Source organism: Thermogymnomonas acidicola JCM 13583, assembly GCF_001316105.1.
In the GTDB taxonomy this organism is placed as follows: domain Archaea; phylum Thermoplasmatota; class Thermoplasmata; order Thermoplasmatales; family Thermoplasmataceae; genus Thermogymnomonas; species Thermogymnomonas acidicola.
In genome coordinates, this window is record NZ_BBCP01000009.1 from 22886 (window position 1) to 37460 (window position 14575).

Genomic DNA, 14575 nt, shown 5'->3' on the forward strand with positions numbered 1-14575 from the left:
GATTCCGTATATTCTGGAGGCCCCCCGCCGGGGGGGTCTACGTCGCCGGAGACGTGTGAGGGAAATCTGCGTGCGTCCCCCTACGCATTACCAAACAGCAGAGCTTCATGGGCAGGGGGGGACAGCGGATATGGCCATTCCCCCATAAACCAGGGGGGGAGCCCTGCACATAAGCACTTGCAGGAGCATCAGACATTTCCAAGTAGACCTGAGAGACGCCTCTTCCTCTCCTCGATCTTCTTTGAGACCATATCCCTGTGGGATGAGACCTCATGTCCATCCAGAGGCCTGAAGGCAGGGGGGGCCGGTGACTCTGGTATCCTCTTCCCACCCGCAAGCATCGAGCCCACAGACCTGTAGGCCTCCTTCCAGGGCATACCGCCAAGCACCAGCGAGGATGCGTAGGACGTCGCGTGGGTTGAGTTGAGCACCAGTTCCCTGGCCCTCTGAGGATCGAACTGCACCCTGGAGATGAGGTCCCCCCCGAAAAGGGGGGGTATTGCCCTCTCAAGCAGCAAAAGCGCCTCCATCGCATGCCACTTCGGAACCTGGAAGTCCCTGTGGTAGCCCGTGGACTTCGAGAGCAGATCCGCTGACGCCCCCCCGAAGGCCATGGAGGTCACCATGGACGCATAGCCCTGCACCATTTCCAGGAAGTCTGGGTTCCTCTTGTTCGGCATCAGGGAACTGCCCGTCACGAAGTCGTCAGGCAGCCTCAGTATCCCTATCTCCTCAGAACTCCACATTATGAGGTCCTGCGCGATCCTGGACATGGAGATGAAGGCGTCCTTAACCAGGTCTAGAACCTGGATTTCGTCCAGGCCCCCCCTAAGAGATGCCATGTGGAGGGGGGTTTTCACTCCCTGGCCTCATACAGAGCATGCCTGCCAGTGATCCCCCCCTGTCCACCGGGGACAGTGAGCCGAAGCCAGATCCATAGCCGAGTGGGCACTCAGAGAGCATGTCCGCCAGGGCGAGAGATCTCTCGGAAATGCTCAGAAGTGTGCGGGAGACGTAGTCCATGTAGGTGCTGAACTTCACGGGCATAGCCTGCCTGTAGTGGGTGTAACCCGGCATGTCACCGTCCTCGCCCCCCCTTGTTCCCATGACCCTGATGCACGCATCAGCTGCCACCAGTGAGGCCGAGAGCAGGTGGTCGACAAAGAAGAGCCTCAGGTCGGTGTGCACCTGCTCGTTCCTGGAGAGGAGAGTCCTGAGCACTGCGCCGCATTCAGCGTCGATGGACGAGACCATGTTCTCAACCAGTGTGTGCACGTCCTCTGCACCGCCAAGGCTCCTGGGCTCTTCACCGTAGACCTGCCTCAGTGCCTTCACTGTCCTGTCACTCAGGCCATCACCGATGAGGCCGGTGTCCTTCAGGGCAAGGTGGTAGGCTATCAGGGAGAGAACCTCGTACCGGTAGAGCATCAGGTCGTAGGTTGCATCCCTGCCCACAGTGAAGTCTTCGCCACTCTTCACATCGGTGTGGGCAAGCCCACCCTTCCAGATCGGGCTGCCTGCGTTCATGGCCACACTCACTGCGTTATCTCGGCTTCCTTCATGACAGAGCGGACTGAAGATGCCAGGACTGACTGGAGGCCGTATATGCTTATGAAGCCGGGCGCCTGGGTCTGGTCGAACGTCTGCACTGAACTGTAAGTCGTGAGGCCGTAGTTGTACAGAGAGTTCTGGCTCTCCACCCCCCCAGAGACGATGCACATACCCTTGCCCAGCTTGAGTGTGACCTTTCCACTTACAGGCGTGTTCACGCTCTCCTCGAAGGCGTTTATGTGCGCCATGAGTGGGTCAAACCAGAAGCCCTCATAGACCATGTTCGACCAGATGTTGTCGATGTAGTGCTTCAGCTCCAGCTCTTTCCTCGTCAGGACGAGTTTCTCAAGGGCCCTGTGGGCGGTGAGCACCGTTACAGCCGCAGGGCATTCGTAAAACTCACGGCTCTTTATCCCCCCCGTGACCCTGTCCTCCAGGTGGTCGATGGCACCCACGCCCCCCCTTGATCCAGCAATCCCGTTGAGCTTCTTCACCAGCTGCACGGGATCCATGTGTTCGCCGTTCAGCGAGACCGGGATGCCGGAGGTGAAGCCAAGCGTCACTGTCTCGAATGTGCCGTCCACCTTGGAGGGGGGGCGTCACCCAGAGGTAGGCATCCTCGGGTACAGGCATAGACGGGTCCTCGAGGTCAGAGCCTTCCACGGAGCGGCCCCAGAGGTTTTCGTCTGTGGAGTATTTACCTCCGTTCTTCACCGGTATACCGTGTTTCCTGGCATACTCTGCCTCCTGGTCACGGTTCATGTTCCAGTCCCTGACCGGTGCTATCACCTTTAAGGTGCTGTCCAGGGACCTTATTGCAAGGTCGAAGCGCACCTGGTCGTTGCCCTTGCCTGTGCACCCGTGTGCTATTATCGAACAGCCGGTGTCATGTGCGACCTCCACGGCCACAGACGCCATGAGCGGCCTGGCCACCGCTGTTGAGAGCGGGTATGTCCCCTGGTACAGGCCATCGGCCTTGACGTCCTTGAAGGCGTAGTTCCTGACGAACTCTTCCTTCACGTCCTTCGTTATCGTATCCACCGCCCCAATCTTCACGGCCTTCTGCGCTATTGCATCCAGATCGTTGCTGTCCTGCCCCACATCGAGCGTTAGGGTCACCACGTCATAACCGAGGTTCTCCTTGATCCACCTTATCATCACAGACGTGTCCAGGCCTCCAGAGTAGAGCAGGAGGACTTTCTGAGCCATGGGGGGGTCAAATCTGCGTCACGACTTAAAAATTACTACACTAATTGACATAAATTATGCAATTAAGTCAATAATTAAGTAGTTCTGTAATTTTTAACAGCCAATCCTCCATTATTACAAATGGAGTGTGTGCGATCATCCCGGTCACGTGTCCAGGCGAGGAAGCGGCCCATGTGCCCATGGCCCATGGGGGGGTGGGGGGGACACCCCCACAGTCCTGTTGCCCCCCCATTGCCCATAGGCCTGGCTCTCTGGCAATCCCCCCCCTGATCCCCCCCAGGCCCCCCCTCCCTGGGCCTGGAATGCACTCTTTCATGGGTGCCACTTTGGACGCAGATCCCGCTTCTCGGTCCTCCCGTATCTGGAGAGTTAAAAGATTAATATAGAGTCCTGCTATCGGTAAGGAGTCAGCACCACATGCTGTGGTGTGGTGTTTCACTGTCAAAGCCTGTTGAAAGGGTGGGGGGGAAAAGTTGGCGAACGGTGAGAATGCTGGAGGAAAGCTGCTCGCGCAGAGGAAGAAGTTCAGGTGGTCCAAGGCGAAGTACAAGAGGAGGGTGCTCAGGCTGAAGGAAAAGAGCGACCCGCTTGAGGGGGGGGCACCCCAGGCCAAGGGAATAGTGATAGAGAAGATCGGAATCGAAGCGAAGCAGCCCAACTCTGCCATCAGGAAGTGCGTGAAGCTCCAGCTCATAAAGAATGGTAGGCAGATAACGGCCTTCGCGCCAGGTGATGGGGGGGCCATAAACTACATAGACGAACACGATGAGGTCGTTGTGGAGGGCATAGGCGGCAGGAAGGGGGGGAGAAGCAAGGGAGATATACCGGGTGTGAGGTATAAGGTCGTGAAGGTCAACGGAATTTCCCTCAAGGAGCTGGTGAAGGGAAGGAAGGAGAAGACGGTGAGGTGAAGATGGAGCAGAAACTCTTCAATCAGTACACAGTTACAGACGTGCAAGTGCATGACCCGGGCCTGGTGAAGTACATCAACCTGACCAGCAACCTGAACCTGCACACCGGGGGGGCAGGTACTCCAGCTACTCCGCGGGAAAGAGGAACATAAACACTGTTGAGCGGCTCCTGAACAAACTGATGCGCACAGGCAAGTGGACAGGCAAGAAGTACAGCGCGTACAGGGTGCTACACGAGGCTTTCCAGATCATTGAGAGCAGGACCAAGCAGAACCCTGTCCAGGTCCTTGTGAACGCAATAGAGAACGCCGCACCCAGGGAAGAGGTCACAAGGCTGAAGTACGGTGGCATAGCCGTGCCGAAGGCCGTGGACGTGTCTCCGTCCAGGAGGCTGGACGTGGCCCTCAGGAACATCGCAATAGGCGCAACAAGCGCTTCGTTCAAGAGCAAGAAGCCGATAGCTCAGTGCCTGGCCGACGAGATCATGGCGGCTGCCAGGAACGACACGAGTTCCTTCGCAATAAGCAGGAAGGAAGAGGTTGAGAGGATAGCCGCGTCTGCAAGGTGAGGCCAGGGGGGGCCAAGACCTGCACACTCAATTTTAACTCCACATATCGGCCGGCTACCCTGCTGCGCCAGTTAACTTCTTTATAATGCCGGTCTATTTCATTCCATGCAGAGAGACCAGCTTCTCAGGGATACAGTTGTGGACATAAAGGCATCGAGGGATACCACGATAGGGCAGCTTATGGAGAGCTTCGCCAGGAGCGGGGGGGGCTTCACCTCTTCGAAGATATACACCGCCTACTCCATAATCAGGAAGATGGTGGATGAGGAGAACACCACATTCCTCTCCTTTCCTGCCGACATCATATCCACAGGTACCAGGGGGGGATCATTAACGAGGTGGTGAAGAGGGGGGGCTTGTGGACGTCATAATAACGACCAACGGCACCCTTGACCACGACATAGCGAGGACGGTGAGCAACTACTACTGCGGTGCGTTTGAGTTCAGTGATAGGAAGCTCAGGGACCTGGGGATAAACAGGCTCGGCAGCGTGTTCATACCTGACGAGAGTTACGGAAAGGCCATAGAGGCCTTCATGATGCCCCTCCTCGATGAACTCTACAGCAGGAAGAAGGAGTGGGCGGGATACGAGATAGTGAAGGAGATCGGTCTGAGGCTCGGGAGCGACTCCTCAATCCTCTACAACGCCGCGAAGAACGGTATACCTGTGTTTGTGCCCGGGATGACAGACGGGTCGGTCGGTTCACAGATGTGGAGCTTCTACGAGATGCACAGGGACTTCAAGATCAACCTGCTTGAGGACGAGCACAAGCTTTCGGACATAGTGTTCGAGGCGAAGAAGACGGGAGCGATCATGATCGGTGGGGGGGGCATATCAAAGCATCACACCATCTGGTGGAACCAGTTCAGGGGTGGCCTTGACTATGCGGTTTACATAACCACGGCGCAGGAGTACGACGGCTCGCTCTCTGGCGCCAAGCTGGAGGAGGCAATTTCATGGAAGAAGGTCAGAGAGGACGCGGAGTTCGTGAACGTCTACGGCGATGCCACGGTGATACTGCCCCTCCTGTTCGGTGCAATACTCTGATGCGGGCTTCCCCTGCCAACAATCCTGCCTGACCATGCCCACACCGGTGTGATATCTCCAGGGTTCACCAGAATAAGGCTTCCGGAAAGGCGGTATCAGCCCTGGCAGTGGTGAGGAGGGGGGGCAGACCCATATCCCACCTGCGTGGCGTGCGACCATGCACCTTTCTACTGAAGGATTCCAAACACTGCAGTATCCTGCCTGCGGATCAGATGTACTTGAGCCATTCCATGACAGGGTCGTCCTCTCCGTCCAGCTCGGTTGTTGTCTCTCCGAAGCTGCTTATTGTGGTGAACCTGTAGAAGAACACCCTTCCGCCCTCCACATACCCGAACATAAGGTGCTCGACCGGCTGGCCCTCTGGAAAGTGCGCCATCTGCTCAGGGGAGTTTGGCACGAACCTCAGCACTATTTCCCTACCCTTTTCCTCCAGGCTGTAAGATGAGTTGGCCATCACGTATTTTCTGAGCTTCTGCAGTTCAATGGATGGCTTTCTGGACATGGCTGAACATCCCCGCATGTTACATTTACTTTTACCTTGGTTGCCGCGATCCAACCTTTATTGTATTATTTGCAATATGGTTCTATGCATTATATAACAGAGGAGGAAGTGGACAGGAACCTGAGTGTGAAGGATGTCATCGAGGAACTGAGGAACGCATTCCTTTCGTACGGTTCAGGGAGGTCAAAGAGCAGCCCGAGGGATAGGATTTTCGGTGACGGCATGGTGCTGAACACCATGCCGGCCCTGTACGCGGACAGGCACATGGCTGGCCTGAAGACGTATATAGCGGGCAAGGGGGGGGCGCCAGGTTCGTTGTGCTCGTATTCGACACTGATTCGATGGAACTGATGGCTGTGATAGAGGCGAACAGGCTCGGCCAGGTCAGGACGGGAGCACTCCCGGCCATGTTCACCAGGGAGGCGATCACGTGGAAACCCAAGGTGTTCACAGTCATAGGTTCCGGCTTCCAGGCAGAGACGCAGCTCACAGCTATGTGCTCCGTATTCCAGTTCGAGGAGGTCAGGGTCTACTCTAGGCACCCTGAGAACGCCAGGAAGTTTGCAGAGAGGATGTCAAAGGTGACGGGCCTCGGCATAGAGCCATTCAGCGACGTGCACAGGGCCCTGAGGGATACTGATATAGTGAACAGCATCACCGATTCAAACGAGGCCATATTCAGCCGCGGTGACCTCCCTGACAGGTACATAGTCAACCTCGCAGGAGGTAACCTGCCTAACAGGAGGGAGCTGCGCCTGACGTGCTGGAGGGCAGCGAGCTCATAGTGGTGGAGCACCTTGAGCAGGCGCTGCTTGAGAGCGGCGAGGTGATAGACTACGTCAGGAAACACGGCAGGGAGAGGCTCATTGAGCTGAAGGACTTCATGGTGAAACCTGAAGCGTACAGGAAGGATAGGGTGGTGTTCAAGAGCATGGGGGGGATAGGCCTGGAAGACCTGGCAGCAGCATACGTCCTCCTGAGGAAAATGGGCGTAACCGGCGACAGTTGATGCAGGGCCCGGGCCGCCCGTGTACTGTGGCCAGGCATGCAAGCCAGAATTGCAGGGCCCATCCAGGCTACTGGTAGAGGTGCCGGCGGAGCTCCTCCTCCGCCCTCTTCTCCGCTTCCAGTATGTTATCCACCGCAGCCCTAGCCCTGGACCTTATCGTCTCCATGAGCGTTTCCTCCGAAACGACCGAGTAAAGGTTCCTGGTGCCCCCCCCGCCGTCCACCACTGAGGAGGTCTTTGTCACGAAGCCGGCGCTTATCAGCCTCTCAAGGCTCCTGAAGACCGTGGTCCTGTCCCTCCCTGTGATCTCCGCTATGCTGTCCAGCGTCGCCTTCTTTGCGGACGAAAGTGAGAACAGTACGGACACGTCAGTTGCGTTGAGTGCGAAGAGGCAGGAGAGGAAGTCAGAGCAGCTGGCACTCCTGTCCAGGAGTGATGTGGGCATCTCCATGCTTGAGGTAATGTAAAATGCATATTAAACGGTATTGCATGTCATTTGCAATAACAAAAAATATAAGCCAGCTCAAAATCCAGGTCTGGTAAAGATGCCCTCTGATGATGAGGAACTGCAGAGGATAAGGGAACGCATGCTGAGGCAGTTCATGTCCCAGGGCAGAGAGCCTAGTATGGAGGTGAGAGTTGTGAACACTGAGCCTGTTCCGCTTACGGACAGCGATTTCGACAGCTTTGTGTCCTCAAAGAGGTATGTCGTCGTAGATTTCTGGGCACCCTGGTGTGCCCCCCCGTGCAGGATGGTTTCGCCCATAGTGGAGCAGCTTGCGAAGGACTACGCCGGCAAGATCGACTTCGCAAAGGTGAATGTGGACGATAACCCCCCCATGGTTGCCTCGAGGTTCATGATAAGGAGCATACCCACAATCATGTTCTTCGCAAACGGCAAGCCGGTGGACGCGGTGATAGGGGCTGTGCCCAGGGCCTTCCTGGAGACCAAGATAAAGAGGAATTTCGTCCTGAACTGAGGTAGATTGATGGAGAGCAAATACGACGTGATCGTGGTCGGTGGAGCTGCCGCTGGCCTCACGGCTGCCCTCTACATGGCAAGGCAGGGGGGGCTCAAGACCCTGGTGATAACCAAGGACATCGGAGGGCAGGCCCTCCTCACAACGGAGATACAGAACTACCCCGGCTTCAAGAGCATAGGCGGCTTCGAACTCATGTCCATCTTCCAGGAGCAGGCCAGCCTCTACGGCACAGAGTTCTTCTACGACGAGGTCGTCTCCGTCAGTGGCGAGGACAGGTTCACGGTTAAGACTACCACGGCGTCCTTCGAGCTGAGGCCCTTATACTGGCCTTCGGCAAGACACCCAGGGACCTGAACGTGCCGGGTGAGAGCGAGCTGAAGGGGGGGCGTGGAGTGTCCTACTGTGCTGTCTGTGATGGACCCCCCCTGTACAGGGGGAAGGAAGTGATACTCGTGGGCCACGGGGACCACGCGCTGCAGGCAGCCCTGTACCTCTCAGGCGTCGCTTCTGGCGTGACCGTGGTGCAGAGGCCGAACACAGTGCGGGGGGCGACCCGGAGCTGCTCCAGGCCCTCAAGTCCAGGAACAATGTCCGCTTCAGGACAGGGTGCGAGGTCAGGAGCATAGAGGGTGATGCCACAGTGAGGGGGGGTGTCACTGCAGTCTGCGGGGGGGAAGGAGGAGAGGATAGAGGGCGAGGCAGTCTTCGTGGAGATGGGGGGGTACGTCACCAGGAGCAAGTTCCTGGAGGGCTTCGTGGAAATGAATGATGAAGGCGAGATAATAGTGGACAGCCTCGGCCAGACGTCCAGGAAGGGTGTGTTTGCGGCAGGCGACATAACGCAGATGCCGTACAAGCAGGTGGTCATATCCGCCGGACAGGGTGCCACGGCTGCACTGAGCGCATACAACTACCTCCAGAAGAAGCGCGGGAAGCACGCCTCTAATACTGACTGGAGGACCGTGGACATCAAGGTAACAGGCTAGTGGTTCTGGCCGGGTGCCTGGACGGCCCCCCCATGGAGGGGGGGCCTTCCCCCTGAATGCCCGGCCAATGGAGCGCCCATTCTCTTTCAGTCGGTGCACGGAGACTGGAGCTGTTATCCAGTTTCTTCATATCCCGCGGAGTGAAACAAATTAATTTGTGTTTCAATATAAAGCGGCATGGAAAAGTTCGACGTTGTGGTGGTCGGCGCCGGGATAACTGGCCTCTCCTCGGCCTACCATATCAAGAGGGAGAACCCGGACATGAGGGTTGCACTTCTGGAGAGGAAGAGCACTTTCGCCCAGGGGGGGAACACAGGGAGGAGTGCGGCAGGCTTCAGGGACGTCTTCTCATCCGAGATGAACAGGAAGCTCGCCTCGTCCTCCATCTCCTTCTACAGGCACGTGCAGGAAGACCTGCACCACGACATAGGCATGAAGTTCACCGGCTACCTCTTCCTACTCGGGAGCGGTGCCTTGGATTCTGGGTATACGAGGGAGGCAGCGGCAAAGAGCAGGTCAAGGTTTGTGGACAAGCATGAGATCGAGGAGATGGGGGGTTCAGACTCAGGCCTGAGAGGTCGGAGGCTGAGCTCATGGGCCTCTCGGACATTGAAGGTGGGCTCCTGGGCCTGAACTGCGGAATCATAGAGCCGGACAAGCTCTGCGGGTTCTACGACAGACAGATAAGGGAGATGGGTGTGGAGGCAATGTACGGGACTGAGGTGAAGAGGGTTGCCCTTGAACCGGTGAAGCCACTCAACTATCCCGGAGAGCCCTTCCTGTGGCAGGAAAAGACCGTGAGGAGCCTCCAGACGAGCTCCGGGGGAGGTCTCTGCGGACACCTACGTGCTCTGCACCGACGTCTGGACAACCGCACTCCTTGACCCAACAGGCATAGATAGCCATATTAGGCCAAAGAAGAGGCAGGTCTTCCAGGTCTCTGGCCCGGAGATCGGGAGGTTCGTGGAGCACCCCATGGTTGAAGGCGCTGACACTGTGCCCTTCGTCGTCCTGCCCAGCCACAGGGTGTACATGAGGCCGGAGCCCAGGAGCAGGTCACTGTGGATCTCTGTGGCTGACGAGTACGGCAGGGACTTTTCTTTCACAGAGGATCCGCAGCCAGAGCCTGAGTTTTATGAGAAGAGCGTTTTCCCCGTTGCACGCTCATACCTCCCCCCCATACTGTCATCGGCCCGCGTTACCTCAATGTGGGCTGGCCACTACGCCTACAACACCATCGACAGGACACACTACATCTTCAGGGATCTGAACGTGATCGTGGCCACAGGCACCAGCGGAAGCGGCATCATGAAGGGGGACGCGGCGGGCAGGATCGTCTCTGCACTCCTTGGCGGGAAAGAGTTTGCGGAACTCTACAACGGAGAGAGGGTCAGGGTAAGTGACCTGGGGGGTGGAGGAGAGGCGTGTTCCGAGGGAGCATATGGTGATTTGATCCGTCAATAAGCGATGCAGACTTCAGCAAATTATTAATACAATGACAAACTCAGTCACTCAATGAAGAGGGTGGAGATAGAGGACGAGACCTTTGAGTCCCTGATGGAGTACGGCATGGACGCCGAGACAGCCATAAGGATAGCGCTGAGGAGGAAAAGGGGGGGCACAGCCGGCCTTGAGGAGTACTTCGAGCACGGCAACGCAGACTGAGTGTGCACTGAAGGGAAGGGCCCCCCGGTCAGTTCACAGTTGCCGGGGGGGCGCCATTATTTTTCCACCTGTTCTCGAGAATGCTGCCGCACATGACCAGTATGGCCGCTGCGGTGGAGACTGCGGTGGCATAGTAGAATGCATAGTATGGCTGCACGCTGAACAGCGTTCCCATCGCGAGGTTCGAGAGGAAGAGCCCAACGCTCCTCATGCCGGAGAGAGAGCCCATACCACGCCCAGTGCCAGATGCTGAGACTGCCCTCGAAATTATGGTGGGCTCGAGCGTCTCAACGAAACCGAGGGATACACCAAGGAGGGCAACGGCTGTGTAGACACCAGGCAGGCCTGCGCCGAAGACTATGGAGGCCGATATGCCCAGTGATGAGATGCCCGCCAGGAGGTAACCTGGGAGGGAGAGGAGAAAGAGGTCCTTCCTGAGGCGGAACCTGCTCAGGGCAAAGCCCGTGAGTGATGAGGCTGCCATCAGGATCGTGTAGGAGAGCACACCCAGTTCCTCGCTGCCTGAGATGCGCTCCGACACGATGATCGTGAAGCCCGCACTGTAGTAGCTGAACCCGAACAGTGCAGTGCCGGCAAGTACTGAAAAGAAGGCTGCGCGGCTCATCACGTATTTGCCCTGCGAGCCGGCCCCCCCTCTGCCTGTCTGCCGCTGTCCCTGACAGGCACCAGGAGGAGGGTCGATATGACAAGCGGTGGCACAGTGAAGAGGAAGATCTCATAGAGCGGCAGGCGGATGAGGAGCAGGAGTATTACCAGAACCGTTGCGATCATGCCTCCACCAACGTCGAGGGAGTGGAGGAAGGCGAAGGCCCTCGATCGGTCCTCTGGCCCAGCCGCCGAGGCCAGGAGTGCCCTCCTCGCAGGGGACCTGAAGTTCCTGGACCACCAGCCGGATGCAAATGTCGCCACTGCGCCGGGTACTGACCTGACAAGGCCTGTGAAAGAGAGAATGGGTATCAAGCTGTTCCCCCCCACAATAGCGACTCTCTTCCTGCCGAACCTGTCCGAGATCCTGCCACCTATGTAGGAGAAGAGTGAGCCCACACCGTAGTTGAGGGCCTCTGCGATCCCATAAACGAAAACGGGGGGGCGCCCAGGGCAACGGTTAGGTAGAGGGGGGGATACCCCCCCGCTATAACGGCCTGATAACCGAGGTCTGCAAAGAAGGCAGAGAACGATATCATTAGAACGTCCCTGCCCAGGCTACTCCTCTCCATCATTGCACTTCCTCCAGCAGCTCGTTATCCTGGCCCAGCAGGGGGGGAGGAGGGAGCCTAACAGTCCCGGGTGTCTTTGACATCCTGAACGGTGAGGATATAACGGGTACCCTGCCATAACCTGCGTCGATTTCACCAACACTTCTCTCGCCTTGACCTGCTCGTCATGCATTGCCTCTGAAACGTTGAGTACAGGGGGCAGCTGGTACAGACGCAGCCATGAGTGCTGACACCCAGTACTGCCTGTCCCTGGTGATAAAGACCCTTTCAAGCTCTGCCACAAGTTCCTCCCTGTGCCTCACCCTGTCAGGGTTTGTCCTGAACCTCTCATCCCTCTCAAGGTCTTCCCTCCCGATTGCCCTGCAGAACGATGACCACTGCTTCTCGCTTCCCACAGCAACTGCGATGTACCCGTCAGAGGCCCTGAAGACCTGGTAGGGTGCTATGCTGGAGTGGGCAGAGCCATGCTTTTCCGGGTCCCTGCCTGTTGCGAAGTAGCTGAAGGCCTGGTGTGTCAGCACAGACATGTTGGCTTCGAGCATGGACATGTCAATGTACTGGCCTTCCCCCCCTGTCCTGTCCCTGTGCCTGATTGCTGCCACTATGGCTATTGCAGCATGCAATCCAGAGACTATGTCCGCGATCGGAACGCCGAACTTGACCGGTGGCCTCTCGGGCTCACCTGTTATGCTCATCAGTCCGCTCATTGCCAATATCGTGAGGTCGAACCCCCCCGGCTGCTCCGCCCTGGGGGCCTGTCTGCCCGAAGCCGGAAATGCTGCAGTATATGATCCTTTCGTTCAGCTGCCTGACGCTCTCGTAGTCAAGGCCCAGTTTCCTCATAACTCCCGGCTTGAAGTTCTCCACCACGACGTCGGACGATGCTATGAGCTTCCTTACCCTCTCCCTGTTCGATTCGTCCTTCAGGTCCACAGATATGCTCCTCTTGTTCCTGTTCACGCTCAGGAAGTAAGCGGACTGACCGGCTATATACGGGGGGGCGCCCAGGACCTGGTCACATCTCCCTGCGGAGGCTCGACCTTTATTACCTCAGCACCTAGGTCACCCAGCATCATGGTGCAGTAGGGCCCCCCCGCCATGGCCACCGTGAAGTCTACCACCCTTATACCACCAAGTGAGGACTGCACTCGATCACCCCATCACCACTGAACCAGGGCACAGCGAAAGCAGGGTGTGCAGGCAGGGAGACAAAGGCCCTGAGGCCCAAACGGGGGGGGCCTGCACTGGCCATTTACCGCAGGTCGACCATGACCACGTGCCGGATTCGCCTGCGGCCCCCCCACCCTTGCTCCGCATGTACCGCGTATCGGATGCCAGTGTTTAACAGTGCTTTGACGATAAAAAAGTTCCTGTGTTCCGTGAAACCCAGGCCCTGGTACCGACAGGGATCACTCATTCAGCATTTCCAGGTAGAAACAGTTGTCTGCCCTCACCAGCCTCACCCTGTAGCTTTCAGGTAACCCAGCGGGAGTGACGAGGAGCCTCGTTGAGGCCTCCTCTTCACCCTGGACTTCCACTGCACGGATTTCCTCAGACCCGCACTTCGGCACATGAGGCGCCTCACAAACCAGCGTGCCCTGCACCTGGCACATTCGCTCACCATCATGGCTCATCACCCAGCACCGTGACAGCCGCACTGTTCCCGAACCCGGACATGCTCAGGCAGAGGCCAGTCCTTGCGTCCTTGACCTGCCTACCACCGCATTCTTTCCTTATCTGAGAGAAGGCCTCCACGACCTGCGCCACGCCACTGGCACCTATCGGATGGCCCTTTGAATTGAGGCCCCCCCCGCTGGTGTTCACAGGCATGCTCCCCCCCCACCTCGGTCTCGCCCTCCAGCACCATCTTCCATGCCTCCCCCCCTGGCTCGCAGAGCCCCCCCAGGCTCTCCATCTGGACAAGTTCAAGCACAGTGGCCATGTCGTGGAGCTCTGCGAAATCCGGCTTGGATATTCCTGAGAGCCTCATTGCGTTCCTCCCGGCCCTCCTCACCGCTTCCAGGCCCATGAGGTCTCCCCCCCTCGCCGTGACGGATGCACTGTCGCTGGCCAGAGATACCGCCTTTATGTAAACTGGCCTGTCTGTGAAGCTCTCCGCATCCCCCCCGTCGCCCACCACCAGCACCGATGCTGCCCCCCCGTCGCTTATGGGGCTGAACTCGTACTGCCTCAGTGGCTCCGCAACCACTGGGGACTGCATGACCTCCTCCAGTGTAACCTCCTTCTGTATGTGCGCATAAGGGTTGGCTGCACCGTTCCTATGGTTCTTCACTGAAACCTGTGCCAGGCTCTCCCTGCTGGCGCCGTACCGCCTCATGTATAGCTGGGCCAGCAGTGCGGCCAGCGATGGCAGGGACGGCCCCCCCTGCCGCCTCTCCTCCTCTGGCAGGAGTGACGCAATGACTGATGTCACGTGCCTTGTGTCCATGGTGGACATCTTCTCCAGGCCGGTAACAAGCACCGCCCGGGCCTGGCCTGACTTGATGAGCATGTCAGCGAGGAAGATTGCTGTGCCACCGCTGCCACTGGTGTTGTCCACACGCAGGGAAGGGACGCCGTCAAGGCTCAGGTAGGTGGCGAGCAGCGTGTTGATGCCTGAAATTGAGTTGAATTCACCAGAGTAGGAGTTCGATACAAGGAGGAAATCGATATCACTCCTGTACTTCCTGAGTATAGGGAGGGCAGATTCGCCCCCCAGGGACAGGAGGTCCTCCTTCCTCTTCCCGAACCTGGTCATGCCGGATGCAACTATTGCCGACATCTCTGCGTCCTCATTCAATGATCTGCACTTACCTTATTCATTTTTTGCAGGCATGGTGCTAATAGGTTAGAGTATTCTTTGAATACGCGTTCACCGCTTTCACCATCATGATTGTTGACGATA

General features: G+C 57.6%; 19 protein-coding genes and 6 pseudogenes. 12 read left to right on the forward strand and 13 right to left on the reverse strand.

The window, feature by feature from the left end; all coding sequences use genetic code 11:
- Positions 1-188 precede the first annotated feature (188 nt).
- The 3 genes and pseudogenes from JCM13583_RS08410 to JCM13583_RS08420 form a co-directional block, all read right to left on the reverse strand.
- Complete coding sequence (locus JCM13583_RS08410) at positions 189-842, reverse strand: hypothetical protein (protein WP_075057357.1); 654 nt, start codon at positions 840-842, stop codon at positions 189-191.
- Positions 829-1539, reverse strand: coding sequence for a hypothetical protein (locus JCM13583_RS08415; RefSeq protein ID WP_075057358.1), 711 nt, complete (start codon positions 1537-1539; stop codon positions 829-831). The genes JCM13583_RS08410 and JCM13583_RS08415 overlap by 14 nt, the downstream gene beginning before the upstream one ends.
- Positions 1536-2760: pseudogene (locus JCM13583_RS08420) on the reverse strand (argininosuccinate synthase). The gene JCM13583_RS08415 and the pseudogene JCM13583_RS08420 overlap by 4 nt, the downstream one beginning before the upstream one ends.
- A gap of 473 nt (positions 2761-3233) precedes the next feature.
- On the opposite strand from JCM13583_RS08420, the gene JCM13583_RS08430 reads away from it, so the two are divergent.
- The 3 genes and pseudogenes from JCM13583_RS08430 (at position 3234) to JCM13583_RS08440 (ending at position 5287) form a co-directional block, all read left to right on the forward strand.
- Entirely contained in the window at positions 3234-3671 is a 438-nt protein-coding gene (locus JCM13583_RS08430) for a 30S ribosomal protein S12 (protein ID WP_075057360.1), read from the forward strand.
- A 2-nt stretch (positions 3672-3673) separates the two neighbouring features.
- Positions 3674-4239 (forward strand): annotated as a pseudogene (locus JCM13583_RS08435) (30S ribosomal protein S7).
- Between the two features lie 105 nt (positions 4240-4344).
- Positions 4345-5287 (forward strand): annotated as a pseudogene (locus tag JCM13583_RS08440) (deoxyhypusine synthase).
- A gap of 208 nt (positions 5288-5495) precedes the next feature.
- Here the strand turns inward: JCM13583_RS08440 and JCM13583_RS08445 are convergent.
- Positions 5496-5789: a hypothetical protein gene (locus JCM13583_RS08445; RefSeq protein ID WP_075057361.1), complete on the reverse strand. Its 294-nt coding sequence runs from the start codon at positions 5787-5789 to the stop codon at positions 5496-5498.
- 84 nt (positions 5790-5873) lie between these two features.
- Here JCM13583_RS08445 and JCM13583_RS08450 point away from each other — a divergent pair.
- Positions 5874-6798 (forward strand): annotated as a pseudogene (locus JCM13583_RS08450) (ornithine cyclodeaminase).
- Between the two features lie 67 nt (positions 6799-6865).
- Here the strand turns inward: JCM13583_RS08450 and JCM13583_RS08455 are convergent.
- Positions 6866-7249: a MarR family transcriptional regulator gene (locus tag JCM13583_RS08455; RefSeq protein WP_162509660.1), complete on the reverse strand. Its 384-nt coding sequence runs from the start codon at positions 7247-7249 to the stop codon at positions 6866-6868.
- A 94-nt stretch (positions 7250-7343) separates the two neighbouring features.
- On the opposite strand from JCM13583_RS08455, the gene trxA reads away from it, so the two are divergent.
- The 8 genes from trxA to JCM13583_RS14085 all read left to right on the forward strand — a co-directional run bounded on the left by trxA (position 7344) and on the right by JCM13583_RS14085 (position 10432).
- Positions 7344-7778: a thioredoxin gene (trxA, locus tag JCM13583_RS08460; RefSeq protein ID WP_075057363.1), complete on the forward strand. Its 435-nt coding sequence runs from the start codon at positions 7344-7346 to the stop codon at positions 7776-7778.
- A gap of 9 nt (positions 7779-7787) precedes the next feature.
- Entirely contained in the window at positions 7788-8135 is a 348-nt protein-coding gene (locus JCM13583_RS12870) for an FAD-dependent oxidoreductase (RefSeq protein WP_162509661.1), read from the forward strand.
- Positions 8102-8407, forward strand: coding sequence for a hypothetical protein (locus JCM13583_RS12875; protein ID WP_162509662.1), 306 nt, complete (start codon positions 8102-8104; stop codon positions 8405-8407). Before JCM13583_RS12870 ends, JCM13583_RS12875 begins: the two co-directional genes overlap by 34 nt.
- A gap of 24 nt (positions 8408-8431) precedes the next feature.
- The gene (locus JCM13583_RS12880; protein ID WP_162509663.1) at positions 8432-8767 is read left to right on the forward strand and encodes an FAD-dependent oxidoreductase; all 336 of its coding nucleotides are present in this window, start codon (positions 8432-8434) and stop codon (positions 8765-8767) included.
- Between the two features lie 177 nt (positions 8768-8944).
- A complete protein-coding gene (locus JCM13583_RS12885) occupies positions 8945-9400 on the forward strand; it encodes an FAD-binding oxidoreductase (RefSeq protein WP_162509664.1) in 456 nt (151 codons plus the stop codon).
- The gene (locus JCM13583_RS12890) at positions 9361-9651 is read left to right on the forward strand and encodes an FAD-binding oxidoreductase (protein WP_162509665.1); all 291 of its coding nucleotides are present in this window, start codon (positions 9361-9363) and stop codon (positions 9649-9651) included. The genes JCM13583_RS12885 and JCM13583_RS12890 overlap by 40 nt, the downstream gene beginning before the upstream one ends.
- A complete protein-coding gene (locus tag JCM13583_RS12895; RefSeq protein ID WP_162509666.1) occupies positions 9614-10231 on the forward strand; it encodes an FAD-binding oxidoreductase in 618 nt (205 codons plus the stop codon). Before JCM13583_RS12890 ends, JCM13583_RS12895 begins: the two co-directional genes overlap by 38 nt.
- Before the next feature lie 51 nt (positions 10232-10282).
- Positions 10283-10432 (forward strand): hypothetical protein, encoded by a 150-nt coding sequence (locus JCM13583_RS14085; protein WP_171823536.1) that lies wholly within the window; start codon positions 10283-10285, stop codon positions 10430-10432.
- 28 nt (positions 10433-10460) lie between these two features.
- Here the strand turns inward: JCM13583_RS14085 and JCM13583_RS08475 are convergent, their stop codons facing one another.
- The 8 genes and pseudogenes from JCM13583_RS08475 to JCM13583_RS08495 all read right to left on the reverse strand — a co-directional run bounded on the left by JCM13583_RS08475 (position 10461) and on the right by JCM13583_RS08495 (position 14452).
- On the reverse strand, positions 10461-11060 hold the full coding sequence (locus JCM13583_RS08475) for a hypothetical protein (RefSeq protein ID WP_075057364.1): 600 nt from the start codon (positions 11058-11060) through the stop codon (positions 10461-10463).
- Entirely contained in the window at positions 11057-11497 is a 441-nt protein-coding gene (locus JCM13583_RS08480; RefSeq protein WP_075057365.1) for an MFS transporter, read from the reverse strand. Before JCM13583_RS08480 ends, JCM13583_RS08475 begins: the two co-directional genes overlap by 4 nt.
- Positions 11473-11673: a hypothetical protein gene (locus tag JCM13583_RS14090; protein ID WP_171823537.1), complete on the reverse strand. Its 201-nt coding sequence runs from the start codon at positions 11671-11673 to the stop codon at positions 11473-11475. Before JCM13583_RS14090 ends, JCM13583_RS08480 begins: the two co-directional genes overlap by 25 nt.
- A 161-nt stretch (positions 11674-11834) precedes the next feature.
- A pseudogene (locus JCM13583_RS12900) lies at positions 11835-12437 on the reverse strand (CoA transferase); the annotation flags it as partial.
- Complete coding sequence (locus tag JCM13583_RS12905; protein WP_162509669.1) at positions 12349-12678, reverse strand: CoA transferase; 330 nt, start codon at positions 12676-12678, stop codon at positions 12349-12351. The pseudogene JCM13583_RS12900 and the gene JCM13583_RS12905, both read right to left, overlap by 89 nt.
- Positions 12657-12818 carry a CoA transferase gene (locus JCM13583_RS12910; protein WP_162509670.1) on the reverse strand — a complete coding sequence of 54 codons (162 nt, stop codon included), beginning with the start codon at positions 12816-12818 and terminating at the stop codon, positions 12657-12659. Before JCM13583_RS12910 ends, JCM13583_RS12905 begins: the two co-directional genes overlap by 22 nt.
- Before the next feature lie 261 nt (positions 12819-13079).
- Complete coding sequence (locus tag JCM13583_RS14095; protein ID WP_171823538.1) at positions 13080-13241, reverse strand: hypothetical protein; 162 nt, start codon at positions 13239-13241, stop codon at positions 13080-13082.
- Between the two features lie 52 nt (positions 13242-13293).
- Positions 13294-14452: pseudogene (locus tag JCM13583_RS08495) on the reverse strand (thiolase family protein).
- Between the last annotated feature and the right edge of the window lie 123 nt (positions 14453-14575).